Source organism: Limnobacter sp. G6BE5S (genome assembly GCF_058448965.1).
In genome coordinates this window covers 90,503-113,040 of sequence record NZ_JBZFLM010000008.1, presented here as the reverse complement: position 1 = coordinate 113,040, position 22,538 = coordinate 90,503, and the positions used below count along the sequence as shown (strand labels likewise).

Below are 22,538 nucleotides of genomic sequence, written 5' to 3'. Positions count from 1 at the left end.
CAGATAATTTTTATTTGCAGGTGACGTAAATTAATTACGCGCCCACCAGGTTTTGTCCGCACACACGCAAGGTGGCACCGTTTACACCAGCAGCCAATGGGCTGGCCATGAAAGTCACTGCTTCTGCAATATCCACTGGCAAGCCGCCTTGCGACAGGCTGGACAAACGACGGGCCACTTCGCGGGTTACCACGGGAATCGCAGCAGTCATTTGAGTTTCAATAAAGCCCGGTGCAATCGCATTGATCGAAATGCCCTTGCCTTCCAGTTGCTTGGCCATTGCATCCACATAGCCAATCACAGCGCTCTTGGTTGCAGCGTAATTGGTTTGGCCTGCGTTACCGGCAATGCCACCAATCGATGAAATACACACAATGCGCGCATTCGCACCAAAAGCATCGTCAGCCAGCAGTTGGTCGTTACAACGAACAATCGCACCCAGGTTTACGTCCAGCACCATGTCCCACAAGTGGGCAGCCATGTTGCGCATCATCTTGTCGCGGGTAATACCGGCGTTGTGCACAATAATGTCAATCTTGCCGCCCTTGGCGGAAGCCACAGCAGCCAGCTTCTTGCCAGCATCCGCATCGGTAATGTCCAGCGGGCAGGCAATGCCGCCAATGCTGCTCATGGTGGTACCCAGCACGCTTTCATCAGCCGGGCGATCCACACCAATCACGGTTGCACCTTCGCGGGCCAACACTTCAGCAATGGCTGCACCAATGCCGCGTGCAGCACCGGTGACCACAGCCAGTTTGCCAGTCAATGGCTTCTCAGCAAACGCAGCAACCTTCACACCCTTGGGTGCGCCAACCACGGGCAACACCTGACCAGTTACAAATGCTGAATGCGGGCTCAAGAAAAAGCGCAACGCACCTTCAATGCCGTTTTCGGCACCAGTTTTTACCTGAAGCAAATTGGCTGTGGTGCCGTTCTTGCCACTTTCTTTCGCAAGGCTGCGAATAAAGCCGGGCAATGAAGATTGCGCAGTTTCTGCCAATGCGTCTTTGCAATCACCGCGTGGGCGACCAATCACCACGATGCGGCTGTTCGAAGGCACTTTGCGCAGGCGTGGGTTGAAAAAATCGTACAACAACCGCAGATCAGCCACGTTCGCGGCGGCTGTTACGTCGAGCACATACACATTTTCAGGCACGCCGTTGTCGGCCTGGGAAATGGACACATCAACTTTGGCCTTGGCTGCCGCTTGCTTAATGCCATCCAGACCAGCCAAATCAGCCGACACCTTGATGGAAGCACCCATGGCATTCAAAGCCTTCACCACCGAAGTAGCCACCGGGCCAAATGCGCTGGCACCCACCAAGGCATTTGCATTGACCAGTGCTTTTTCAGCATAGCCAGCCTTGGCGCGCTTCAACATGGGGGGCACGGGCAAGCCCAGTGCGGCGGCAATTTGTTTACCTGTGGAGGTGTGAACAAATTCAAGAATTTTGTCGGCCATGAGTCTCGTCCTTCTTATAGGGGGAATGTCTTTTTTCAGGGCTTAGCATAGCCCAGCAAGACAATGTTACTGTTGCGTAACTTGCGAGTGTATAGAAAGTTGACCAGAAAATCGTAGAGGGTCGTCTCTAACCCGGAAAGGTTAAAGGTATGTCAGCTGGTTGCCAAGGGCTGTACTTCACCATGGCTGTCTCCAGCAAGTCCGATTGTAGAAAGCCTGCGAGCCACTGCTTCAGCGCCTCGTAACCGGGCACAGCATCAAACCAGGCCTCATCAGCAATGCGAAACTGGCGCACGAAAGGAAGAATGGCGAAGTCAGCAAAGCTGGGTTTGTTGCCAAATAGCCATGGGCCTTGCTGCATCAGCACTTCATTCCATTGCATCAGAATTTTTTCACACGCCGCACGGTGCTCAAGCGGATCACAGGTATAAGACTCCGTGTGATATCTGTAAGGGTACTTGTAACGGTCCAGGTTGCGCTTGAACTCACCATCCAGCAACGCAATCCACTCATCACACTGTTGCTGCTGTTGAGCATTCAGCACCAACCAGTCGGCCGGAAAATTCTGACCCACCGCCCAGCGCATTACATCCAGGCTTTCATCAATCACTGTACCGTCTTGCAACCACAATACGGGCACAGTCCCTTTCGGTGAAATTTCCAGCATGTGGGCGGGTTTTGCACGCAACACCAACTCGCGCACTTCAACTTTCAAACCCGCGGCAACAATCGCCAGCCGTGCACGCATGGCATACGGGCAGCGGCGAAAGGTGTACAACACAGGCAAACCAAGTTGGTGCTCCACCCTATTTACTCCGCATGCGCTTCTTTGGGTGGCATCTTGCGGCCAATGTGCTTTTCATTGCGCAGTTTGGCCAGTTGAATCTGCTTCTGGCGCTCGCCAAAACGCTGCTTCTGATCATCCGTCAATGAATCGTAGCAATGCGGACAACCCACACCCTGAATGTACTTCTCGCTTTGCTTTTCTTCATCGGTAATTGGCATGCGGCATGCGTGGCAAAGGTCGTAGTGCCCCACCTGCAAACCATGGGTAACCGACACACGCTGGTCAAACACAAAGCACTCGCCTTTCCACAAGCTTTGTTCTTCAGGAATTTCTTCCAGGTATTTCAAAATGCCGCCTTCAAGGTGGTAAACCTCTTCGAAACCCTGCTCCAGCATGTAGGCCGTGGACTTTTCGCAGCGAATGCCACCGGTGCAAAACATCGCAATTTTCTTCGGACGCTTGTCAACGGGCAGGCTTTTCAAATTCCTCTCCACCCATTCCGGAAATTCTCGAAATGTGGTGGTTGCTGGGTCTACCGCACCTTCAAAGGTACCAATTGCATATTCGTAGTTGTTGCGCGTGTCGATTACCAAGGTATCCGGGTCTTGAATCAAGGCGTTCCAGTCCGAAGGCTTCACGTAGCGCCCCACCAAACGCTTGGGGTCAATGCCGTCTTTGCCCATGGTCACAATTTCACGCTTCAGCTTCACTTTCATGCGTGTAAAGGCCTGCTCGGGCGCAATCGAATACTTGGGCGCCAAATCCGCAAATCGGGCATCGCTCCACAAATAATTCATCAGCGCCACAAGGCCTGCGCGCGGTGCACTCACTGTGCCGTTGATGCCCTCTTTGGCCAGCAGCAAGGTGCCTAGCACGTCGTTATCAGTGCACACCGCTTCAAGCGCTGGCTTGATGTCTTCGAAATCGGGCAGGCTGACAAACTTGTACAAAGCTGCAACCACGATTTGGTCGGATTGTGGAATAGAGGATTCGCTCATGGACATGGCAATACTTTCAAAAAAATCATCTGACAAAACAACTTAGCCCGTTATTGTAACCGAGCCCCCGGTTTTACCCAATCAAGCAAAAAGCCAAAGCGACACGGGCTTTGGTAAACTGGCAAACACGGCCGCACAACGCGGCAGCAACACCTACAACAAGAACACACATCATGAATGCCTTCTGGATTTTGGTCCTTTTGATTTTGGTTTCCGGCTTTTTTGCCCTCTCGGAAATGGCGCTGGCCTCTAGCCGGCGGTCCAAGCTGCAAACCATGGCCGACGCAGGCAACCCAAAAGCACGCATTGCCCTGCAAATTATGGACAACCCCAGTCGCCTGCTGGCCGCCACACAAACCGGCATCACTGCGGCCGCATTACTCATGGGTATTTACGGCGAATCCGCCCTAACAGCCACCTTTCAGCATTTCATTGACCAGTACTTCCCGACACTGACCGATTGGGCCGATGCCATTTCTTTCACAGTCACCATCGCCTTAGTCACCGGCTTCTCGATCATTTTTGGTGAAATTGTTCCCAAACGGCTGGCCATTGCCAACCCTGAAAAAGTAGCCGCCTTTTGCGCTCCCTTCATGTCAGTGTTTCTGAAAGTACTCAGCCCGGCCATTGCCCTGTTGTCCAAAGGCTCCGATCTGGTACTCAGTTTTATTCCCTTCAAGGCGGCTCCCGCAGTCAGCACCATCGAGGAAATTCAGGCATTTCTGGATGAAGGTGCAAAAACCGGCATGCTGGCCCCGGAAGAACGCCATTTGATGAGCAATGTGCTGCGCCTTGAAGACCGGCGGCTGGCCTCGGTCATGACCCCGGTCAGCGACATTGCCTACATTGATTTGCATGCCCCACGTGAAGACAACCTGCGGTTGTTGCGGGAAGCGCCCCACTCCATGCTGCCGATTTGCAAAGGCAGTTTGCAGCAAGTCATTGGCGTGGCAGAAAGCCACGACATTCTTCAGGCCGCCATGGAAGGCGACATCGACTTTGCAGAAATACCCCTGCAAAACGCCTTGTTCGTACCCGCCTCACTCACACTGGTTGATTTGCTGCGCACCTTCCGGCAACAGAAAAACACCTTCGCATTTGTGGTGAGCGAATTCGGCATGACCGAAGGCATTGTGACCATCGACGATGTGTTGTCTAGCGTGGTGGGCGACATGATGCCGATGATGGACACCCCCGAAGAAGCACTGGCAGTGAAGCGCGAAGATGGTTCGTGGCTGCTGGACGGCCTGCTGCCCATCGACGAAATGAAAATCAAACTGGGTATTCGCGACCTGCCCCAAGAAGACTTGGGCAACTTTCACACCGTGGGCGGGTTCGTGTTGGCCTCACTTGGGCGCATACCCAAGAAAACCGAGAAATTCGACTGGAACGACTGGCGATTTGAAGTGGTCGACGTAGACCGCAACAGGGTGGACCAGGTGTTGGCCACCCCGAAAACTCCAGGCTGATTAATCAAACCTTGGGGTTCAAACCCGAGGATTCAAACCTTTCGGCATGGGGAAAGCAATATTTTCTTCCACGCCTTCCAGATTGCGCACTGACAAAGCGCCCCACTCCTTCAGGCGCTTCACCACACCCTGCACCAAATGCTCGGGCGCAGAAGCACCCGCAGTCAAACCAATGTGCTTTACACCCTCGAACCAGGTTTGCTCAAGGCTGTCTGCGTTTTCAATCAACTTGGCAGGCACACCCAGCTTCTCGGCCACTTCACGCAAACGGTTGGAATTCGAGCTGCTGGGGCTACCCACCACCAACACCAACTGCACCTGGCGCGCCATGAATTTCACCGCATCCTGCCGGTTTTGAGTTGCGTAACAAATATCGGCTTTTTTGGGTTCCCGAATGTCTGGAAATTTGGCTTTCAGCGCTGCAATTACTTTGGACGCATCGTCCACACTCAATGTGGTTTGGGTCACAAACGCCAGCGGTGTGCCTGCAGCAATGGCAAGCCGGGCTACGTCCTCTTCGGTTTCAACCAGGTAAATACCGTCGTTGACCTGCCCCATGGTGCCTTCCACCTCCGGGTGGCCCTCGTGACCAATCATGATGATTTCACAACCCTGAGCACGCATTTTGCTCACTTCCACATGCACCTTGGTGACCAGCGGGCAAGTGGCATCAAACACCTTCAATCCCAGGCTTTCAGCCTGGCTGCGCACGTCTTGCGACACGCCATGGGCAGAAAACACCACGGTGGAACCTGTGGGGACATCTTCAAGTTCATCGACAAAAATTGCACCCTTGCCACGCAAATCCTCGACCACAGTTTTGTTGTGAACAATTTCATGCTTCACATAAATCGGCGAGCCAAACTGCTGCAGCGCGCGTTCCACAATTTCAATGGCGCGGTCAACACCCGCGCAAAAACCACGTGGTTGGGCCAGGCTAATTTCCATACTCACCTCACAGCACCCCGATCAACTGCACTTCGAATGTCAGCGCCTTGCCGGCCAGGGGGTGGTTAAAGTCAAACAAAATATCGTCTTCACGCTCCTCCACCACCGTGCCTGCAAACTGGCCACCATCGGGGGCAGGAAAATGCACAAATTCGCCCGACTCAAACTTTGTTCCTTCCTCTGCGTACTTGGACAACAAGGCTTTGCTCACCGGGCGATACAAATCGGGATTGGTGTCGCCATAACCGCTGCCAGCAGGCAAGGTAAATATGTCACGTTGACCTGCCTGCATGCCAAACAGGCAACGCTCCAACCCCTCGGCCAACTGGCCGGCGCCAATGCTCAAGGTCGCGGGTTTGTCCTCAAAAGTGGAAACAATTACCTGCTGGCTCTCAGCCAGGCGAATACGGTAATGCAAGGTCACGAATGAAGATTCATTCACCACGGGCTTGGGCTGTACTGCATCAGTCATTTCAACATCCTGAAATCATTTCAAAAACGCCTCTATTCTACGCCTTTGAAAGCGTTCAAGCAGTCATAGACTGGCGCGAATGGTTCGAGTTCGTCCTCACATTGTGGTAATAACATGAAGGTAAAACTTAAATATCCGAATTTAAAAATGCATTGAAGAACGAACAAAGGAGTTTAAACGCCATGGCATTTAATACAGAGAATCACCCTGGGGCGTGTGCAAAAGTACCCGATGCCACCCAAGGTTTCGTTTTGAACCACAGCATGTTGCGTGTGAAAGACCCCGCGGTTTCGCTTGATTTTTACACCCGGGTCTTGGGCATGCGAGTGCTTCGAAAACTCGATTTCCCGGAAATGAAGTTTTCACTTTATTTTTTAGCCCGAATCGATAAGCAAGACGAAGTGCCCGAAGAAGAAGGCCAGCGAACAGCCTGGACATTCAGCCAGCGAGGCATTCTGGAGTTAACTCACAACTGGGGCACCGAGAACGACCCCGAGTTCAAATATCACGATGGGAATCAGCAACCACAAGGATTTGGACACATTTGTTTTTCGGTCCCCGATCTGGCAGCCGCAGTGCGCTGGTTTGACGAGAACGAGGTCAACTATGTGAAGCGCCCTGATCAAGGCAAGATGAAAAATGTCGCATTCATCAAAGACCCGGATGGCTACTGGATCGAGATCGTGCAACCTTCGCTGCTTCACGCCTTGGGAAAATCCTGAATTAAAATTCAGTCGCACAGTGTGAACTTGCCCTCCCTGAAAGCCACTCAATGGCTTTCAGGTTCAATTCCCGATGAGTATTCAAAGCTGGCCCAAACACGATCGTCCTCGCGAGCGGCTTATTAAACAAGGGGCACAGGCTCTCTCCGACGCTGAACTTCTGGCAATTTTTTTGCGCACCGGCCTTCCAGGTAAAAGCGCCGTCGATCTGGCTCGCGAAATGATCACGCAGTTCGGTGGCTTACAAAACCTGAATCGCGTTTCGCTGGCAGAATGGGTTCAAATTCGCGGCCTTGGCGAAGCCAAATATGCGCAACTTCGTGCCTGCCTTGAAATGGCGAAACGCTGCCTGAATCATGAATTGCGCGAGACACCCAACTCGCTGGGCACACCAGACCAGTTTGAACAATTTGTGCGGGCTCAAATCGGCCTAAGCGACGTTGAAAACTTTTTGGTTATTGCCCTGGACAGCCAACTCAAAGTGCTTGACCACAAAATACTGTCGAGTGGTACTGTCAACAAAACAGCTGTTTTTCCGCGTGAAGTTCTTAAATTCGCCATACAAACCAATGCGCCGCGCCTCATGATCGCCCACAATCACCCCAGCGACTGCTGTACGCCGAGCAACTCGGATGATCGCCTGACATGCGAGCTTTCCGCCGCTTTGGCCCTTGTTGATATAGACTTGGTGGACCATTTGGTTGTCGGTCCCACCTGTGGGTATTCCTACAGACTCAACAATCGTCCACCTTTTTGATTTTTTCCGCAAAAAAGGCTGGGCAAAGCAATCGTAATTGGTTACAATCTTGGACTTCGCCGCAAATCCATGGCTTTTCAATTTATGCCGTGTGGTTTTGCAGATACACTAATTTGCTGAATTTTTTGGGGTCATCATGGCTCGCGTATGTCAAGTAACGGGTAAGCGCCCGATGGTTGGAAACAAAGTTTCCCATGCCAACAACAAAACAAAACGTCGTTTCCTGCCTAACTTGCAGTCACGCAAGTTCTGGGTTGAAAGCGAAAACCGCTGGGTTCGCCTGCGTCTAACTAATAACGCCCTGCGCACTATCGACAAAAACGGCATTGATGCCGTTCTGGCCGATCTTCGTGCACGTGGCGAAATCTAAGCAGGAGTAAATCATGGCTAAAGGTGGTCGCGAAAAAATCAAACTCGAATCTTCCGCTGGTACTGGTCACTTCTATACAACGACCAAGAACAAGCGCACGAAGCCCGAGAAAATTGAAATCATGAAATACGATCCAGTGGTTCGTAAGCATGTGTCATACAAAGAAACCAAGTTGAAGTAACTCAACCTACTTCGCTGTTTCTACAGAAACCCGCTACTGAAATTCAGAGCGGGTTTTTTGTTGGCCACTGCTTCGGCGAGGCTTAATAGTTGATGTAGATGTGGCTTGGGTGATTTGCAGCAGCGTTGCATTATCCTGCCGATTCAAGATCAAGTCGCCCGCTTGATTCGCAGCGAGGGGCGATTGCGAAGCAAGCGATGCGAAGACGCTTTGGCGTTTCGAATGCCCCAAGCCAGAATCAAAAGCGGGGAATTCGACTTGGATCTTGGCAGGATGAGTAGCGCTGCTGCAAATCACCCCCTGCAAACTACCCACAAAAAAAGCCGCTGATTCTCACCAGCGGCTTTCACAAATCAAACAACTTCCAAATTACGCTGCGTAACGACGAATCCGGATCGACATGTCTTCCAGCCAGCGAATTCCGCTTTGCTCAGCACGCTCACACCACGCTTGCAACTGAACCAACATTTGCTCACGGCTCAAGTTGGTTTTCTCCCAAATCTGGCGAAGCTCTGCGCGCATCTCAACCAAAGTGTTGATCATCTTGGATTGAGCGCACAGCTGGGCCAATTCGGCACGCTGCACATCGCACAGCTTGCTCTCGTCGATCGACAACAGCTTGGTGCCCTTGGACAACACCTTACGCTCTTGTGCGTTGGCTGCTTTTTGCTTCAATGCAGCCACTTCCGAACGGAAAGCCTTGCGCATGGAACTTGCATAACGCGCCATCACATCGTAGCGGTGATTCACAACCGCCTGAACAGTGACCAAACTAAGCACCGGCTTGCTTTCAGACGAAAACTTCGGTGACTCAGCCACTTTTTTCACCTTGGCCAGGCCAAGGAAGCTGAAAATCTTGATGTACATCCAGCCAATGTCGAACTCGTACCACTTGTTGCTCAACTTGGCTGAAGTGGCGTGCGTGTGGTGGTTGTTGTGCAACTCTTCACCACCGATCAGGATACCGAAGGGTGAAATATTGCGGCTTGCGTCAGGGCAATCGAAATTGCGGTAACCCCAATAGTGACCAATGCCGTTGATAACGCCAGCGGCCAGCACAGGGATCCACAACATTTGAATCGCCCAAATACTTACACCAGGAAAACCAAACAGGATAAAACTGAGCACCAAGGTAAAGCCCACGCCTTGCCACGGGAAACGCTCGTACACCTGAAACTCCAAAAAGTCGCTCGGTGTACCGTGGCTGTATTTGGCCAGGGTTTCAGTGTTCTTGGATTCACTACGGTATAGCTCGGCACCGCGCCAGAATACAGTTTTCAAGCCACGGGTTTGAGGGCTGTGGGGGTCATCGGGCGTTTCGCACTTGGCGTGGTGCTTGCGGTGAATGGCCGCCCATGCACGGGTGCTCATGCCGGTGGTCAACCACAACCAGGCGCGGAAAAAATGCGCCAGAGCTGGGTGCACTTCCAAGGCACGGTGGGCTTGGCAACGATGCAGGTACACGGTTACGGCCACAATGGTGATGTGTGTCACGATCAGGGTGTAAATCACCATTTGGCCAATGCTGGCACCGGTAATACCCGAGGTCAAAAATTCAATCATATTCACTAACTCTCAACAGGTCGTATTTCAAAGGTTACGGCCATCTCAATTTGCTTCTGAAGGAGCCGTATCATATTTTCAGTGTACAAGTGTACTTTTAAAGTCGGAACAGATTTGGAATTTATATTCAGTTCAGGCTTTGGACCGTTGTAACACTGCTGCAAAGAAGCCGTCAGATTCTCCATCCTCTGGCCACAATCGAAGCATGTCGTCAGTCGTGTTCGCCTTGACAGGCCGTTCTCCAGGGTTCAACACTTCAGTCCAGCGGCGAAGCCGGAATTCCGGATGACTTTCCAGGAACGCATTGACAATGTCTTCGTTCTCATCGCGAAGTACACTGCATGTGATGTAAACAAGCCGACCATCGGGCTTTACCAATTTGGCTGCATGCTCGATGATGGATTTTTGCTTCGCGGTCAATTCTGCCAGACTCTGCAAGTTCTGTCTAAACTTAAGATCCGGGTTACGCCGTAAGGTTCCCATGCCGCTGCAAGGCACATCGGTGACCACACGGTCTGCCTTGCCAAAATACTTGTTCAGTCGCGGGTCAGCTTCGTCGTTGATGACCATGGTGTAAAAGTTGCTCAATCCAGAGCGTGCCGCGCGGGGCTTGAACTTCACCAAACGCTTCTCTGAAGTATCCAGCGCAACAATACGGCCGGTGTTTTTCATTTGCGCACCAATGGCCAGGGTTTTACCGCCAGCACCTGCGCAAAAATCAACCACCAAATCGCCGCGGCGCGGGGCCACAAGGCGGCTAACCCACTGGCTGCCAGCGTCTTGCACCTCGAAATAACCCTCTTGAAACACTTCCGTTTTGCCCACGATAGGCTTGCCCACAGCGCGCAAACCTTCCGGCAAACCTTCAATCGGGTTCACTTGAATACCCATATTGGTCAATGCCGCCAGCAAATCGGTGGTGCTGGCCTTCACAGTATTCACGCGCAAATCCAGTGGAGCAGCACTCAACACTGCCTGCGAGAACGACTCCGCCCTGTCCTGCCCGAATTGCTCAGCCAGCTTGGTGTAAAACCACTCAGGCAAACAGGTGCGGGCTTCAACACCCAGGTCATCGGCTGAAATATTGATGACTCGGCTTAGCCACTCATTGTCGGCTTGCTTGCCGGCCGACCAGATTTGCTCAGGCGCACCCGACCACAACAAGGCCAGCTTGGCTTGGCGAACCACAGAAGGCCCCTCGCCCGACTGTGCCAAGTGGTTAATTCTGTAGCGATAGCGCAACCAGCAGTACACAGCCTCCGCCACCATGGGGCGATCTCGCCCACCCAGCTCGGGATGGTCTTTGAAAAACCGGGAAATTGCCGCGTCTGCAGGGCCTTCGAACTGGGCCAGCAAATCAATCAACTGGGCCACGGTGCTAACCAGGCCATAACGCGATTGGGCGCCCTGGCGCTCTACCTTGGTTTCGCGCCGTTTAACTGGCTTTCGAAATGGGGTGTTTTTAGTGGAGCCGACCATATACTTGTATTTCCTGATTATTGAATTGCGTGGACCAGGGCTGTGGCCAAAGTGCCATGCAGTTTCCCGTCCACCATTTTAATTTGCCCGCTGGCCAAAGCTGCCAGTGCACGGGGATAAATTTGATGCTCCAGTGCCAACACGCGAGTCGCCAGGCTTTCTGCCGTGTCTTCGGGCATCACCTGCAACAGCGCTTGGTCCACAATGGGGCCGTGATCGAGTTCAGGTGTGACCAAATGAACTGTGACACCATGCACCCGCACACCTGCGTCCAATGCTTGCTGGTGAGTTTTCATGCCAGGGAACGCGGGAAGCAACGAAGGATGAATGTTGACCAAGCGCCCCAAATAACGATTCACAAAACCTGCTGTTAACACCCGCATGAACCCTGCCAACACCACCCAGTCCGGCTGATACTGATCGATCAAACCAGCCAATGCTGCATCAAAGACTTCTCGGCTTTCGTATTCGGTGTGATCAAGAACGGCCGTGTCGAGCCCCGCCGATTGCGCCAAAGCCAAGCCAGCCGCGGCTGGGCGGTTGGAAATGACTGCTCGAATTTGGTAGGCCCCGGTCTGTTTGGCGTGATCGATCAGGGCATTCAAGTTTGAACCTCGCCCCGAGATCAAAATGACGACGGAAGGTGTGGAATTTTGCATGGCGCGAGTTTATCACTGTGCGGGCGAAAAAGCCCTATTTTTCACCATTCAGGCCTTATAATGACCGGTTGTTTTGCAACCACTAAAGAGCCGACACACTCGGTATGAAAATCATTCGCCGCCCCCGGCCACACACATTTGCCAAGGGCACTGCGCTCACCATTGGAAACTTCGACGGCGTTCACTCCGGCCATGCCGAGTTGTTCCGCCGTGTGGTGTCCGCCGCACACGCGCAAGGTTTGGTGCCCACCGTGGTGACTTTGCACCCGCACCCGAAAGAATTTTTCAATCCGGCTTTCAAACTTGACCGCATTTCAACACTTCGAGACCGAATCATTGAAATGAAGCGTTGTGGTATTGAACAAGTGTGCATTTTGCCCTTCGACAAACACATGGCCAGCTTAAGCCCCGAGGCCTTTGTTCAGGAAGTGCTGCTGAAGCAATTGAATGCCAAACAGGTTTGGGTCGGCGACGACTTCCGGTTTGGTGCCAAGCGGGCGGGCGATTTCACCATGCTGAAAGGCTTGGGCGACTCCCTGGGCTTCACAGTCAACGACCTTGCCGAAGTTCAAAACAACGGCAGCCGCGTTTCCAGCTCCAATATTCGCGAAGCCCTGAAGGCTGGAGACATCGCAAAGGCCACACACATGCTCGGGCACCCTCTGGTTTACTCCGGGCACATTGTTCACGGCAAAAAACTGGGGCGTACGCTGGGCTTTCCCACCATGAACCTGCGTATTGCAGGGCGGGCCAGTGCCCTTACCGGTATTTTGGCGGTGTGGGTGCATGGTCTGGAAGAACACCCACTGCCCGCCGTAGCCAGCATGGGAGTGCGCCCTACTGTTGAACAATCCGATCAAATTTTGCTGGAAACATTCATTCCAGACTGGCAAGGCAATGCCTACGGCAAGTTGCTGCGCCTCGAGGTGTTGGCGCACATTCGCCCAGAGCAACACTTCGATTCACTCGATACGATGGTTGAGCAAATGCACAAAGACACGACACAAGCCATGACTTTGCTGGCCGCCAACCAACCCCAGATTTCAAATACAGGCTGCTAACCCGACATGGATTACAAGAACACACTGAACCTGCCCGACACCCCCTTCCCCATGCGCGGCAACCTGCCGGCAAGGGAACCGAACTGGGTTGAACAATGGTGCAAGGAAGACCTGTACAAGGTGATTCGCCAGTCCAAGGCTGGCAAGCCAAAGTTCGTACTGCACGATGGCCCACCCTATGCCAACGGCGATATTCACATTGGCCACGCTGTCAATAAAATCCTGAAAGACATCATCGTGAAATGCCGTTGCCTGGCCGGTTACGACGCACGTTACGTACCCGGCTGGGACTGCCACGGCATGCCGATTGAAATTCAAATCGAAAAAACCCACGGCAAGGGCAAGCCCACACTGGAAGTACAAGAGAAAAGCCGCGCCTACGCCACTGAGCAAATTGAACGGCAGAAAAAGGACTTCATTCGCTTGGGCGTGCTGGCCGACTGGGAGAACCCTTACAAAACCATGAATTTTGGCAACGAGGCGGATGAACTTCGCGCCCTGGGCAAGATCATGGAAAAAGGTTACGTGTTCCGCGGCCTGAAACCCGTGAACTGGTGTTTCGATTGCGGCTCTGCCTTGGCTGAAGCCGAGGTGGAATACAAAGACAAACAGGACATCGCAGTCGATGTGGGGTTCGCTTTCAACGCAGAGAACCTCGACAAACTTGCAGCCGCTTTCAATGTGCCACTGGCCACCCTGCAAGCCAAACCTGGGCAGTTGGTGATCTGGACCACAACCCCCTGGACCCTGCCTGCCAACCAGGCGCTGAACATGCACCCGGAACTGGTGTACAGCCTGGTGGATGTGGGTAGCAAGTATTTGTTGCTGGCGCAAGAACGTGTGAAGCCCTGCCTTGAAAGCTATGAACTGGAAGGTTCTGAGATTGCCACCGCTTCAGGTGCCAAGCTTGAAGGCGTTGCTTTTCATCATCCCTTCTACGATCGCCTAAGCCCGGTGTACTTGGCTGACTATGTGAGTACCGATACAGGTACCGGCATTGTGCATTGCTCGCCCGCCTATGGCGTAGACGACTTCTTGACCAGCAAAGCTTATGGTCTGAAAGACGCCGACATCATCAACCCAGTCATGGGCAATGGTGTTTACGCTGACTCCCTGCCCTTCTTTGGTGGGCTGCACATCTGGAAAGCCAACCCGCTGATCGTCGAGAAAATGATCGAAGTGGGATCGCTCATCAAACAGGTGAAGTTCGGCCACAGCTACATGCATTGCTGGCGCCACAAAACCCCCATCATTTATCGAGCCACTTCGCAATGGTTTGCCGGCATGGACGTGCATTCCATTGATGGCAGCGGCAGCTTGCGGGAAAAAGCACTTGCGGGCGTTGAAGCCACCGAATTTTTCCCGGCCTGGGGCAAAGCTCGCCTGCACGCCATGATTGCCAACCGGCCCGATTGGACCCTCTCGCGTCAACGCCAGTGGGGTGTACCCATGGCTTTTCTGGTGCATCGCGAAACCGGTGAATTACACCCACGCACACCCGAGCTGATCGAGACCATTGCCCAACTCATCGAGAAACAAGGCATTGAAGCCTGGCAACACCTGTCTGTTGAAGACTTGATCGGTGAGCAAGCAAAGGACTACATCAAGAACCCCGACACACTGGATGTGTGGTTCGACTCGGGCACAACGCACGAAACGGTGTTGCGCGGCAGCCATGCCGAGGAAAGTCACTTTCCCGCCGACCTGTACCTTGAAGGCTCCGACCAACACCGAGGCTGGTTTCATTCTTCATTGCTCACCAGCTGCATGATCAATGGTGTTCCACCCTACAAAGCCCTGCTCACCCACGGTTTTGTGGTCGATGGCCAGGGTCGCAAAATGAGCAAATCGGTGGGCAATGTGATTGCGCCCCAACAGGTGTCCGACAAAATGGGCGCTGAAATTTTGCGCCTGTGGGTGGCCAGCACTGATTACTCTGGCGAACTGACCATTTCAGATGAAATTTTGAAACGGGTGGTTGAAAGCTATCGACGCATTCGCAACACCCTGCGTTTTTTGTTGGCCAATATTTCTGATTTCGACTTCGCCACTGAAGCAGTTCCCACCGAAGAACTGGCCGAAGTGGATCAATACGCACTTACGCTGCTCGCGAAATTGCAAAGCGAATGCGAAGCGCATTACACGAAGTACGAGTTCCACCCCATTGTCAGCAAGCTTCAAATTTTCTGTTCCGAGGATTTGGGCGCGTTTTACCTGGACGTGTTGAAAGACCGCCTGTACACCACTGGCGGGAATTCCAAGGCACGTCGCAGCGCGCAAACCGCGCTGTATCACATTACACATTCGCTACTACGCCTCATGGCGCCTATTCTCAGCTTCACAGCCGAAGAGGCTCGTGAAGTGATGGGTAATGTGGAGCCATCCATTTTCTGCAATGAGTTTTACAAAGTACCCGGCGTGGACAACGCTGATGAACTTGGTACCAAATGGGCCGAATTGCTGGCACTGCGTGCGCGTGTGGTCAAAGAACTGGAAAACCTGCGCACCGATGGCAAAATTGGCTCGTCCCTGCAGGGCACCGCAACGCTTCATTTGCCAGCCAACCTTTACAAAGCCGCCGCAAGCCTGGGCGATGACCTGAAATTCCTGTTCATTGTTTCCAAAATTGAAATTGTTCAAGCCGCTGAGGAGAAAATTGAAGTGGGTATTGCCGAAGGTGAAAAGTGCGAGCGTTGCTGGCATGTGCGACCCGACACGGGTGCCGACCCCGAACACCCTGGCATCTGTGGCCGCTGTGTAAGCAACCTGTTTGGTGAAGGCGAGGTGCGCAACCATGTCTAAACCCATGCCAAGAAAACCAGCCAGGGCAACCACTGCTTTGAAACCACCCAAAAAATCCATTCTTCCCTGGATCGGCTTTTCATTGCTGCTTATTTTGATCGATCAAATCAGTAAACTTTGGGTTCAATCACGCCTTGATTTGGGCGCCGTAGTTGAAATCACAAGTTTTTTCAATTTGGTCTACGTGCTTAATCCGGGTGCTGCATTCAGCTTTCTGGCCGACCAGGCGGGCTGGCAAAAGCACTTTCTATCGGCTGTGGCAGTCATCGCGTCCATCGTCATTCTGTTCATGATGCGCTCCTCCAGCCATCGCAAATTCGCAATGTTCTGCCTGGCCTGTATTTTGGGCGGAGCGATCGGCAATTTGATTGACCGTGTTGCACACGGTGCGGTCATCGACTTTCTCGATTTTTATGTCGGCAATTACCACTGGCCTGCGTTCAACGTGGCCGACATTGCAATTACCATAGGTGCAATCGGCTTGATCATTGATGAGCTGTTCTTTAACAAAGAACACAAAGCCGCCAAACCCGAAAAAAGCGAATAAGGTTTTCAGCCCATGCGCCCAATCGAATTGCCACAGCTTCCCGGTTTAAACCAACTGCGCGTGGTGTTGGGTGTGTGTGGCGGCATTGCGGCCTACAAGTCTGCTGAGCTGGTTCGCCTGCTTGTCAAACAAGGCTGCTCAGTTCAAGTGGTCATGACTGAATCGGCAACCCGGTTTATTGCCCCACTCACCTTTCAGGCGCTCTCTGGTAAAACAGTACACGTGTCGCAATGGCCGTTAGAACACAACGAGCAACTGAGCGCCGACCGTGGCATGCCGCACATCGACATCAGCCGCAATGCCGATTTCTTGTTGATCGCACCCTGCACTGCCAATTCCATGGCCAAATATGCACACGGCTTTGCCGACAATCTGCTGGATAACCTGGTATTGGCCCGCAACTGCCCAATGGCCATTGCGCCTGCCATGAACGTGGAAATGTGGAACAACCCAGCCACCCAGCGCAATGTAAACCAGTTAAAACATGATGGCGTGCATGTATTTGGTCCTGCAGCGGGCGAACAAGCCTGCGGCGAGGTGGGTAGCGGCCGCATGCTGGAACCCTTTGAAGTGGTGCTTGAGCTGGCCCGTGCAGTCAACCCCAAACCACTGGCAGGCAAAAAAGTGTTGTTAACTGCTGGGCCCACATTCGAAGCCATCGACCCGGTGCGCGGCATCACCAATCGCTCTAGCGGAAAAATGGGATACGCCCTTGCACAGTCTGCCTGGTTCATGGGTGCTGAAGTCAATTTGGTAAGCGGCCCCACCGCCCTGCCCGCACCCTATGGCGTGCGCATGTTGTCTGTTCAATCGGCCAAACAGATGCATGCCGCTGTGTTCAGCCAAATTGAGCAAAGCGACCTGTTTGTTGGTGTAGCGGCAGTGGCCGATTATGGTGTTAAAAATCCAAGCACGCACAAGCAGAAAAAACAGAATGATCAGCCTGCTGGCTTGCACATGGAATTCGAACTGAACCCGGACATACTTGCAGAAGTGGGTGCGTTCGCCGGTACAAGCAAAAAGCCGCTGACAGTGGTCGGCTTTGCCGCCGAGACAGAAAATCTCGATGAATACGCAAGTCGCAAGCTGGACAGCAAAAAAGCGCAATTCATTGTCGGCAATCTGGCGCAACATGCCTTGGGCGCGGATCACACCGAGCTGACTATTTACAGCAAGAAACTCAAGCCTGAACACTTGGGTAGCATGAACAAGCTTGAAGCTGCACAAACCCTATTGACCTTCATTTCCAAATATTCCTGAACCTACACACGCCATGAAAATTCAAGTTGAACTGAAAGTTCTCGACCCACGCATGCAAGATCAACTGCCCGCCTACGGCACACCTGGCAGCGCGGGTATCGACCTGCGTGCCTGCCTGGGCGAAGCACTAACCTTACAACCAGGGCAGGCCGAACTCGTGCCCACAGGGCTTTCCATGTACATTGGCGACCCCAATTACTGCGCCACCATTCTGCCTCGTTCCGGTTTAGGACATAAAAAAGGTTTGGTACTCGGTAACCTCGTGGGTCTGATCGATTCCGACTACCAGGGTCCGCTCATGGTCTCGGCCTGGAACCGCAGCCTGGTGCCAGTGACCATTGAACCCATGGAACGAATTGCCCAACTGGTCATACTGCCAGTTGCACATGCTGACTTCAAAGTGGTCAGCGACTTTACGCCCAGCGAACGCGGAGAAGGCGGATTCGGCAGTACCGGAACACGCTAGGGAACCTACCCACAAAGTTTTGCCACTGAGTGTCATTGTGAATCATTAGGAAAACAATGGACTCAGGGGGCAGCGGACCAAGCGCAACCACAGGCCGCACATGGTGGGTTCATGCAATCAAACACCTGCGCCCCTGTTCAGAAAAAACCATCCGCTATTTTTGGTTGATACTCTGCGCCATTCTGGCCGCAGTTGCCTTGTTCAATTACAGCCAGGCGCATCAAATTCAAGGTGAACTGGCCCAAAGAAGACTTCTTGAAATTTCATTGCAGGATCTGATCGTGCAAAGCACTGCCTTGCATCATCTTGGCAATCAGCACACCTATGAAACAAAACTTGGCCTGGAAACACGTGGATATAGTTCGCCCCAGGAATTACTGAATCAACTTGCCGCCAGATTGGCAGTGATCGAGGCCATTAACCCCCACAGCGGCTTGACGGTGTCAGCTTCCAGCCTTCGAGAACACCTGATCGTGATGGACCAGCAACTTGCCCGGCTCGGCCGACCCGACCCCAAACGCATCGAGCTTTGGTTAATTGAGCTTGGGGTATTCAATGCCACCTTGAAAAACGATGCCAAGGTAGCCGACGACAAGGTCAATCAATTACAACGCAACAACTTGATACTGACACTCATCGTATTGCTTCATTCCGTGAGTTTTGTCAGCCTGACACTGTGGCGCCAATCAACATTGCGCAAGCGTTTCGCAATTGAACTGCTTCACCTCAGCAACCAGGCTCGCACCGATCCACTCACTGGCCTGCTCAATCGTCGGGGCTGGCAAGACCTTAGCAGCGCATACCTGCGAAAAATGCAAAGGGAAAATCAACTGCAAGGCAGCGTGGCCATTATCGACATCGATTACTTCAAGCAATACAACGACACCTTTGGTCACGAAGCCGGAGATATACGGCTTCGCGAATTTGCTGAAACATTGAGAAGCAATTTCAGACCTGTCGACCTGATTGCCCGCGTTGGAGGCGAGGAATTCGCAGTGCTGCTACCCAACTGCACTGCCGACGACACACAAAGAATTATCGATAGAATCCGCTTGAACGGGAATTGCACGGTCGGGTTTTCAGCCGGTATTTGCAATATTGCGCACCTGGACAGCATTGACCGCACAATGGCTGAAGCTGATCAGGCACTGTACCAAGCCAAAAACAAGGGAAGAAATCGCAGTTGCCTGGGGAAGGTGAGCAGTTAGCACCTACAAACACGCAGCCGCAAAAGAAAATGCCTGAGTAGGCCCCCACAAGGGCACTCAGGCATGCTGTTGGGTCAGCTGTTTAGGTGTGTGTTAGTCCACCGCCACTTCGGTGCCACTTTCAGACTCTTGGCCCGATGAGCCTTCGTCAAAAGTCAGCGACACTTGGTCGTTTTCTTCATTGTGGTCCACAGTCACCTTGCCACCGTTCACTAACTTGCCAAACAACAGTTCGTCGGCCAAAGCTTTTCGAATGGTGTCCTGGATCAAGCGCTGCATTGGGCGAGCACCCATCAGCGGGTCGAAACCCTTTTTGGCCAGGTGTGTGCGCAACTCATCAGTGAATACAGCGTCCACTTTCTTCTGGTGCAATTGTTCTTCAAGCTCCATCAGGAACTTGTCGACCACACGAAGAATAATTTCTTCATCGAGCGCACGGAAGGAAATCACTGAATCCAGACGATTTCGGAATTCCGGGCTGAACATGCGCTTGATGTCTTCCATCTCGTCGCCCTGCACCTTCGATTCCATGAAGCCAATACCGCGCTTGGTCAAAGCCTCCGCCCCCGCATTGGTGGTCATGATAATGATCACGTTACGGAAGTCGGCTTTGCGGCCGTTGTTGTCGGTCAGCGTGCCGTTGTCCATCACCTGAAGCAGAATGTTGAACACGTCCGGGTGGGCCTTTTCGATTTCATCAAGCAGCAACACGCAATGTGGCTTCTTGGTAATGGCCTCGGTCAGCAAACCGCCCTGATCAAAACCAACATAACCGGGAGGCGCACCAATCAGGCGTGATACGGCGTGGCGTTCCATGTATTCCGACATGTCAAAACGCAGCATCTCGATACCAAGGACAAATGCCAACTGCTTGGCCACCTCGGTTTTGCCCACACCTGTGGGGCCGCTGAACAGGAATGAACCAATTGGCTTGTCGGCCTTGCCCAAACCGGCACGCGACATTTTGATCGCGTTGGCCAGCGCATCAATGGCTGGATCCTGACCAAACACAGTGGCTTTCAAGTCGCGATCAAGCGTGGCCAGCTTGTTCCGGTCGTCGGTGTTGACCGACTGAGGCGGAATGCGTGCGATTTTCGACACGATATCCTCAATGTCGCCTTTGGTAATTGTTTTACGTTGTTTGCTTTTCGGCAAAATACGTTGAGCCGCACCGGCTTCATCGATCACGTCAATGGCCTTGTCGGGCAAATGGCGATCGTTGATGAATTTGGCAGACAATTCTGCAGCGGCAGAAATCGCAGCGCTGGAGTACTTCACGCCATGGTGGTCTTCAAAGCGACTTTTCAGGCCACGCAGAATTTCAATGGTTTGCTCCACGGTGGGCTCAGACACATCAATTTTCTGGAAGCGGCGTGACAGCGCGTGGTCTTTCTCGAAAATGCCACGGTACTCGGTGAAGGTGGTCGCACCGATGCACTTCAACTGACCTGACGACAAAGCAGGCTTTAGCAGGTTAGATGCGTCCAGCGTGCCGCCCGACGCCGAGCCTGCGCCGATCAAAGTGTGAATTTCATCGATGAACAACACCGAGTCTGGATTGGCTTTGAGCTGCTTCAATACTGCTTTCAAGCGCTGTTCAAAATCGCCGCGGTATTTGGTACCCGCCAGCAGTGCGCCCATGTCCAGCGAATGCACTTGGGCACTGCTCAAGATCTCGGGTACATCACCCTGCACGATTCTCCATGCCAGGCCTTCAGCAATCGCGGTTTTACCCACACCAGCTTCGCCCACCAACAGCGGGTTGTTCTTGCGGCGGCGACACAGCACCTGAATGACGCGCTCAACTTCCTGCTCACGACCAATGAGGGGATCAATTTTTCCTTCCTTGGCCAAGGCATTCAGATTCTGCGTGTACTGATCCAAAGGCGACTGCTTGTCACCCACGGTTTGCGCAGTCTCCGCTTCCTGTTCCGGATTCTCGTTTTGAGCATTTTCGGGCTTCGGTGCGGGTGTCTGTGGTGTTTTGGTAATGCCATGGGAAATGTAATTCACCACATCCAAACGCGTAATGCCTTGCTGGTGCAAGTAGTACACGGCGTGGGAATCCTTTTCACCGAAAATTGCAACCAGTACGTTGGCGCCGGTCACTTCCTTCTTGCCATTCGAGGTGCTTTGAACATGCATGATGGCGCGCTGAATAACGCGCTGGAACCCAAGTGTTGGCTGGGTGTCCACTTCATCCTGACCTGTCACCACAGGGGTGTTGTCCTTGATGAAGTTTTGCAGGTTCTTGCGAATTTCCTCAACATCAGCGGAGCAGGAACGAAGCACCTCTGCTGCGGACGGATTGTCCAGCAAGGCCAATAACAGGTGCTCTACTGTGATGAATTCATGCTTTTGCTGACGTGCGTCAACAAATGCCATGTGCAAACTTACTTCCAATTCTTGCGCAATCATGTTTCCTCCATCACGCACTGCAGCGGGTGTTGATGCTGCTTTGCGAAACCGCATACCATTTCGACTTTTGTCGAGGCGATGTCCTTGGGATATACCCCACAGACCCCTTTGCCTTCTCGATGCACTTTCAGCATGATCTGGGTGGCCTGTTCCCTTCCCTTTCCAAAAAACTTCTGCAAAACAATCACGACGAACTCCATGGGGGTGTAGTCATCGTTCAAGAGCACGACTTGATACATCGGGGGCAGCTTCGCTTTTTGCGCCTGCGACTCTACGACTGTTGTTGGACTGTTTTGCGAACTCATAACTTCATTGTAATCACTTCTAAGGGGCACGCAACAAGGATTAGAGAGCAATACACTGCCTTTATTGAAGGCTAGAAAATTTTCCTGAAAATTCAATCAGCAACACGTCAAAAAATATGCAAACCCTCAGTCCAATTTGCAATTTTGGCCCCACCTGGTCAATCACCCAAAAAGCCGGATGTGACTAGATATAGACAGATCCTGTCTATTACAAGGGGTAAACCCTGAAAAAATGTATCTATTGTATGGTTGACCCCAGCGTAAACAGGTCAAAGAATAGGAGTCAAGCTGGCTATGACTGGCGAGTTGTCGGAAAGTTCTTGCGTTCCGATCGAAGTATTGTTTTTTGAAGGAGGTTTCGCGATGGCGACCGGCACCGTAAAATGGTTCAATGATGCAAAGGGTTTTGGTTTTATTACTCCAGATCAAGGGAGTGATGAACTATTTGCCCACTTTTCAGCAATCCAGGCATCTGGATTCCGCACACTTAAAGAAGGTCAGAAAGTGACTTTTGAAGTGGTGGATGGACCAAAAGGTAAGCAGGCTCAGAACATCTCTGTAATGGACGCAACCAGCGCCGCCTGATAAGTAAAATAATCAAACC

22 protein-coding genes are annotated in these 22,538 nt (G+C 52.5%); 12 read left to right on the top strand and 10 right to left on the bottom strand.

Going from position 1 to position 22,538, the window contains the following annotated elements; all coding sequences use genetic code 11:
• Nucleotides 1-34 precede the first annotated feature (34 nt).
• The 3 genes from ACVL1J_RS14675 to trhO all read right to left on the bottom strand — a co-directional run bounded on the left by ACVL1J_RS14675 (nucleotide 35) and on the right by trhO (nucleotide 3,247).
• Nucleotides 35-1,462 (bottom strand): 3-oxoacyl-ACP reductase, encoded by a 1,428-nt coding sequence (locus tag ACVL1J_RS14675; protein WP_341236453.1) that lies wholly within the window; start codon nucleotides 1,460-1,462, stop codon nucleotides 35-37.
• 127 nt (nucleotides 1,463-1,589) lie between these two features.
• Nucleotides 1,590-2,267 (bottom strand): glutathione S-transferase, encoded by a 678-nt coding sequence (locus tag ACVL1J_RS14670; RefSeq protein WP_341236454.1) that lies wholly within the window; start codon nucleotides 2,265-2,267, stop codon nucleotides 1,590-1,592.
• Nucleotides 2,268-2,272: 5 nt separating this feature from the next.
• Nucleotides 2,273-3,247: an oxygen-dependent tRNA uridine(34) hydroxylase TrhO gene (gene trhO / locus ACVL1J_RS14665; RefSeq protein ID WP_491665449.1), complete on the bottom strand. Its 975-nt coding sequence runs from the start codon at nucleotides 3,245-3,247 to the stop codon at nucleotides 2,273-2,275.
• A gap of 173 nt (nucleotides 3,248-3,420) precedes the next feature.
• Between trhO and ACVL1J_RS14660 the strand changes: the two genes are divergently transcribed.
• Nucleotides 3,421-4,716, top strand: a complete 1,296-nt coding sequence (locus tag ACVL1J_RS14660) for a hemolysin family protein (RefSeq protein ID WP_341236456.1) — start codon at nucleotides 3,421-3,423, stop codon at nucleotides 4,714-4,716.
• A gap of 18 nt (nucleotides 4,717-4,734) precedes the next feature.
• On the opposite strand, the gene ispH is transcribed toward ACVL1J_RS14660, so the two are convergent.
• A complete protein-coding gene (ispH, locus tag ACVL1J_RS14655; protein WP_159568455.1) occupies nucleotides 4,735-5,664 on the bottom strand; it encodes a 4-hydroxy-3-methylbut-2-enyl diphosphate reductase in 930 nt (309 codons plus the stop codon).
• Between the two features lie 7 nt (nucleotides 5,665-5,671).
• Nucleotides 5,672-6,136 carry an FKBP-type peptidyl-prolyl cis-trans isomerase gene (locus ACVL1J_RS14650; RefSeq protein ID WP_341236457.1) on the bottom strand — a complete coding sequence of 155 codons (465 nt, stop codon included), beginning with the start codon at nucleotides 6,134-6,136 and terminating at the stop codon, nucleotides 5,672-5,674.
• A 182-nt stretch (nucleotides 6,137-6,318) separates the two neighbouring features.
• Here ACVL1J_RS14650 and gloA point away from each other — a divergent pair, with 182 nt between their 5' ends.
• The 4 genes from gloA to rpmG all read left to right on the top strand — a co-directional run bounded on the left by gloA (nucleotide 6,319) and on the right by rpmG (nucleotide 8,166).
• Nucleotides 6,319-6,858, top strand: a complete 540-nt coding sequence (gene gloA, locus ACVL1J_RS14645; RefSeq protein ID WP_341236458.1) for a lactoylglutathione lyase — start codon at nucleotides 6,319-6,321, stop codon at nucleotides 6,856-6,858.
• Between the two features lie 73 nt (nucleotides 6,859-6,931).
• Nucleotides 6,932-7,615, top strand: coding sequence for a RadC family protein (gene radC, locus ACVL1J_RS14640; RefSeq protein WP_341236459.1), 684 nt, complete (start codon nucleotides 6,932-6,934; stop codon nucleotides 7,613-7,615).
• Nucleotides 7,616-7,751: 136 nt separating this feature from the next.
• The gene (gene rpmB, locus ACVL1J_RS14635) at nucleotides 7,752-7,985 is read left to right on the top strand and encodes a 50S ribosomal protein L28 (protein WP_008253404.1); all 234 of its coding nucleotides are present in this window, start codon (nucleotides 7,752-7,754) and stop codon (nucleotides 7,983-7,985) included.
• Nucleotides 7,986-7,998: 13 nt separating this feature from the next.
• Nucleotides 7,999-8,166, top strand: coding sequence for a 50S ribosomal protein L33 (rpmG, locus tag ACVL1J_RS14630; RefSeq protein ID WP_008253405.1), 168 nt, complete (start codon nucleotides 7,999-8,001; stop codon nucleotides 8,164-8,166).
• Between the two features lie 369 nt (nucleotides 8,167-8,535).
• Here the strand turns inward: rpmG and ACVL1J_RS14625 are convergent, their stop codons facing one another.
• The 3 genes from ACVL1J_RS14625 to purN all read right to left on the bottom strand — a co-directional run bounded on the left by ACVL1J_RS14625 (nucleotide 8,536) and on the right by purN (nucleotide 11,867).
• On the bottom strand, nucleotides 8,536-9,729 hold the full coding sequence (locus tag ACVL1J_RS14625; protein ID WP_159568451.1) for a DesA family fatty acid desaturase: 1,194 nt from the start codon (nucleotides 9,727-9,729) through the stop codon (nucleotides 8,536-8,538).
• A gap of 132 nt (nucleotides 9,730-9,861) precedes the next feature.
• On the bottom strand, nucleotides 9,862-11,208 hold the full coding sequence (locus ACVL1J_RS14620; RefSeq protein WP_159568450.1) for an RsmB/NOP family class I SAM-dependent RNA methyltransferase: 1,347 nt from the start codon (nucleotides 11,206-11,208) through the stop codon (nucleotides 9,862-9,864).
• 17 nt (nucleotides 11,209-11,225) lie between these two features.
• The gene (purN, locus tag ACVL1J_RS14615; RefSeq protein WP_341236460.1) at nucleotides 11,226-11,867 is read right to left on the bottom strand and encodes a phosphoribosylglycinamide formyltransferase; all 642 of its coding nucleotides are present in this window, start codon (nucleotides 11,865-11,867) and stop codon (nucleotides 11,226-11,228) included.
• Between the two features lie 104 nt (nucleotides 11,868-11,971).
• On the opposite strand from purN, the gene ACVL1J_RS14610 reads away from it, so the two are divergent.
• The 6 genes from ACVL1J_RS14610 to ACVL1J_RS14585 are packed head-to-tail and all read left to right on the top strand — an operon-like array spanning nucleotide 11,972 to nucleotide 19,211.
• The gene (locus ACVL1J_RS14610) at nucleotides 11,972-12,928 is read left to right on the top strand and encodes a bifunctional riboflavin kinase/FAD synthetase (protein ID WP_159568448.1); all 957 of its coding nucleotides are present in this window, start codon (nucleotides 11,972-11,974) and stop codon (nucleotides 12,926-12,928) included.
• A gap of 6 nt (nucleotides 12,929-12,934) precedes the next feature.
• Nucleotides 12,935-15,730, top strand: a complete 2,796-nt coding sequence (gene ileS / locus ACVL1J_RS14605; RefSeq protein WP_341236461.1) for an isoleucine--tRNA ligase — start codon at nucleotides 12,935-12,937, stop codon at nucleotides 15,728-15,730.
• 4 nt (nucleotides 15,731-15,734) lie between these two features.
• Nucleotides 15,735-16,277 (top strand): signal peptidase II, encoded by a 543-nt coding sequence (gene lspA, locus ACVL1J_RS14600; protein WP_159569595.1) that lies wholly within the window; start codon nucleotides 15,735-15,737, stop codon nucleotides 16,275-16,277.
• Nucleotides 16,278-16,289: 12 nt separating this feature from the next.
• Complete coding sequence (gene coaBC / locus ACVL1J_RS14595) at nucleotides 16,290-17,537, top strand: bifunctional phosphopantothenoylcysteine decarboxylase/phosphopantothenate--cysteine ligase CoaBC (protein ID WP_341236462.1); 1,248 nt, start codon at nucleotides 16,290-16,292, stop codon at nucleotides 17,535-17,537.
• Between the two features lie 13 nt (nucleotides 17,538-17,550).
• A complete protein-coding gene (gene dut, locus ACVL1J_RS14590; RefSeq protein ID WP_371717146.1) occupies nucleotides 17,551-18,003 on the top strand; it encodes a dUTP diphosphatase in 453 nt (150 codons plus the stop codon).
• A gap of 56 nt (nucleotides 18,004-18,059) precedes the next feature.
• A complete protein-coding gene (locus ACVL1J_RS14585; RefSeq protein WP_341236463.1) occupies nucleotides 18,060-19,211 on the top strand; it encodes a GGDEF domain-containing protein in 1,152 nt (383 codons plus the stop codon).
• Between the two features lie 93 nt (nucleotides 19,212-19,304).
• Here ACVL1J_RS14585 and clpA read toward each other — a convergent pair whose 3' ends face one another.
• Together clpA and clpS are read right to left on the bottom strand one after the other, a co-directional pair.
• Complete coding sequence (gene clpA, locus ACVL1J_RS14580) at nucleotides 19,305-21,629, bottom strand: ATP-dependent Clp protease ATP-binding subunit ClpA (protein ID WP_341236464.1); 2,325 nt, start codon at nucleotides 21,627-21,629, stop codon at nucleotides 19,305-19,307.
• Nucleotides 21,626-21,934, bottom strand: coding sequence for an ATP-dependent Clp protease adapter ClpS (gene clpS, locus ACVL1J_RS14575; RefSeq protein ID WP_159568443.1), 309 nt, complete (start codon nucleotides 21,932-21,934; stop codon nucleotides 21,626-21,628). Before clpS ends, clpA begins: the two co-directional genes overlap by 4 nt.
• 363 nt (nucleotides 21,935-22,297) lie before the next feature.
• On the opposite strand from clpS, the gene ACVL1J_RS14570 reads away from it, so the two are divergent.
• Nucleotides 22,298-22,519: a cold-shock protein gene (locus tag ACVL1J_RS14570; RefSeq protein ID WP_008252332.1), complete on the top strand. Its 222-nt coding sequence runs from the start codon at nucleotides 22,298-22,300 to the stop codon at nucleotides 22,517-22,519.
• Nucleotides 22,520-22,538 lie beyond the last annotated feature (19 nt).

Coding starts and splice junctions, on each gene's coding strand:
- ACVL1J_RS14675 (WP_341236453.1), bottom strand. CDS start 1,462: ATGGCCGACAAAATTCTTGAATTTGTTCACACCTCCACAGGTAAACAA.
- trhO (WP_491665449.1), bottom strand. CDS start 3,247: ATGAGCGAATCCTCTATTCCACAATCCGACCAAATCGTGGTTGCAGCT.
- ACVL1J_RS14660 (WP_341236456.1), top strand. CDS start 3,421: ATGAATGCCTTCTGGATTTTGGTCCTTTTGATTTTGGTTTCCGGCTTT.
- ispH (WP_159568455.1), bottom strand. CDS start 5,664: ATGGAAATTAGCCTGGCCCAACCACGTGGTTTTTGCGCGGGTGTTGAC.
- ACVL1J_RS14650 (WP_341236457.1), bottom strand. CDS start 6,136: ATGACTGATGCAGTACAGCCCAAGCCCGTGGTGAATGAATCTTCATTC.
- gloA (WP_341236458.1), top strand. CDS start 6,319: ATGGCATTTAATACAGAGAATCACCCTGGGGCGTGTGCAAAAGTACCC.
- radC (WP_341236459.1), top strand. CDS start 6,932: ATGAGTATTCAAAGCTGGCCCAAACACGATCGTCCTCGCGAGCGGCTT.
- rpmB (WP_008253404.1), top strand. CDS start 7,752: ATGGCTCGCGTATGTCAAGTAACGGGTAAGCGCCCGATGGTTGGAAAC.
- rpmG (WP_008253405.1), top strand. CDS start 7,999: ATGGCTAAAGGTGGTCGCGAAAAAATCAAACTCGAATCTTCCGCTGGT.
- ACVL1J_RS14625 (WP_159568451.1), bottom strand. CDS start 9,729: ATGATTGAATTTTTGACCTCGGGTATTACCGGTGCCAGCATTGGCCAA.
- ACVL1J_RS14620 (WP_159568450.1), bottom strand. CDS start 11,208: ATGGTCGGCTCCACTAAAAACACCCCATTTCGAAAGCCAGTTAAACGG.
- purN (WP_341236460.1), bottom strand. CDS start 11,867: ATGCAAAATTCCACACCTTCCGTCGTCATTTTGATCTCGGGGCGAGGT.
- ACVL1J_RS14610 (WP_159568448.1), top strand. CDS start 11,972: ATGAAAATCATTCGCCGCCCCCGGCCACACACATTTGCCAAGGGCACT.
- ileS (WP_341236461.1), top strand. CDS start 12,935: ATGGATTACAAGAACACACTGAACCTGCCCGACACCCCCTTCCCCATG.
- lspA (WP_159569595.1), top strand. CDS start 15,735: ATGCCAAGAAAACCAGCCAGGGCAACCACTGCTTTGAAACCACCCAAA.
- coaBC (WP_341236462.1), top strand. CDS start 16,290: ATGCGCCCAATCGAATTGCCACAGCTTCCCGGTTTAAACCAACTGCGC.
- dut (WP_371717146.1), top strand. CDS start 17,551: ATGAAAATTCAAGTTGAACTGAAAGTTCTCGACCCACGCATGCAAGAT.
- ACVL1J_RS14585 (WP_341236463.1), top strand. CDS start 18,060: ATGGACTCAGGGGGCAGCGGACCAAGCGCAACCACAGGCCGCACATGG.
- clpA (WP_341236464.1), bottom strand. CDS start 21,629: ATGATTGCGCAAGAATTGGAAGTAAGTTTGCACATGGCATTTGTTGAC.
- clpS (WP_159568443.1), bottom strand. CDS start 21,934: ATGAGTTCGCAAAACAGTCCAACAACAGTCGTAGAGTCGCAGGCGCAA.
- ACVL1J_RS14570 (WP_008252332.1), top strand. CDS start 22,298: ATGGCGACCGGCACCGTAAAATGGTTCAATGATGCAAAGGGTTTTGGT.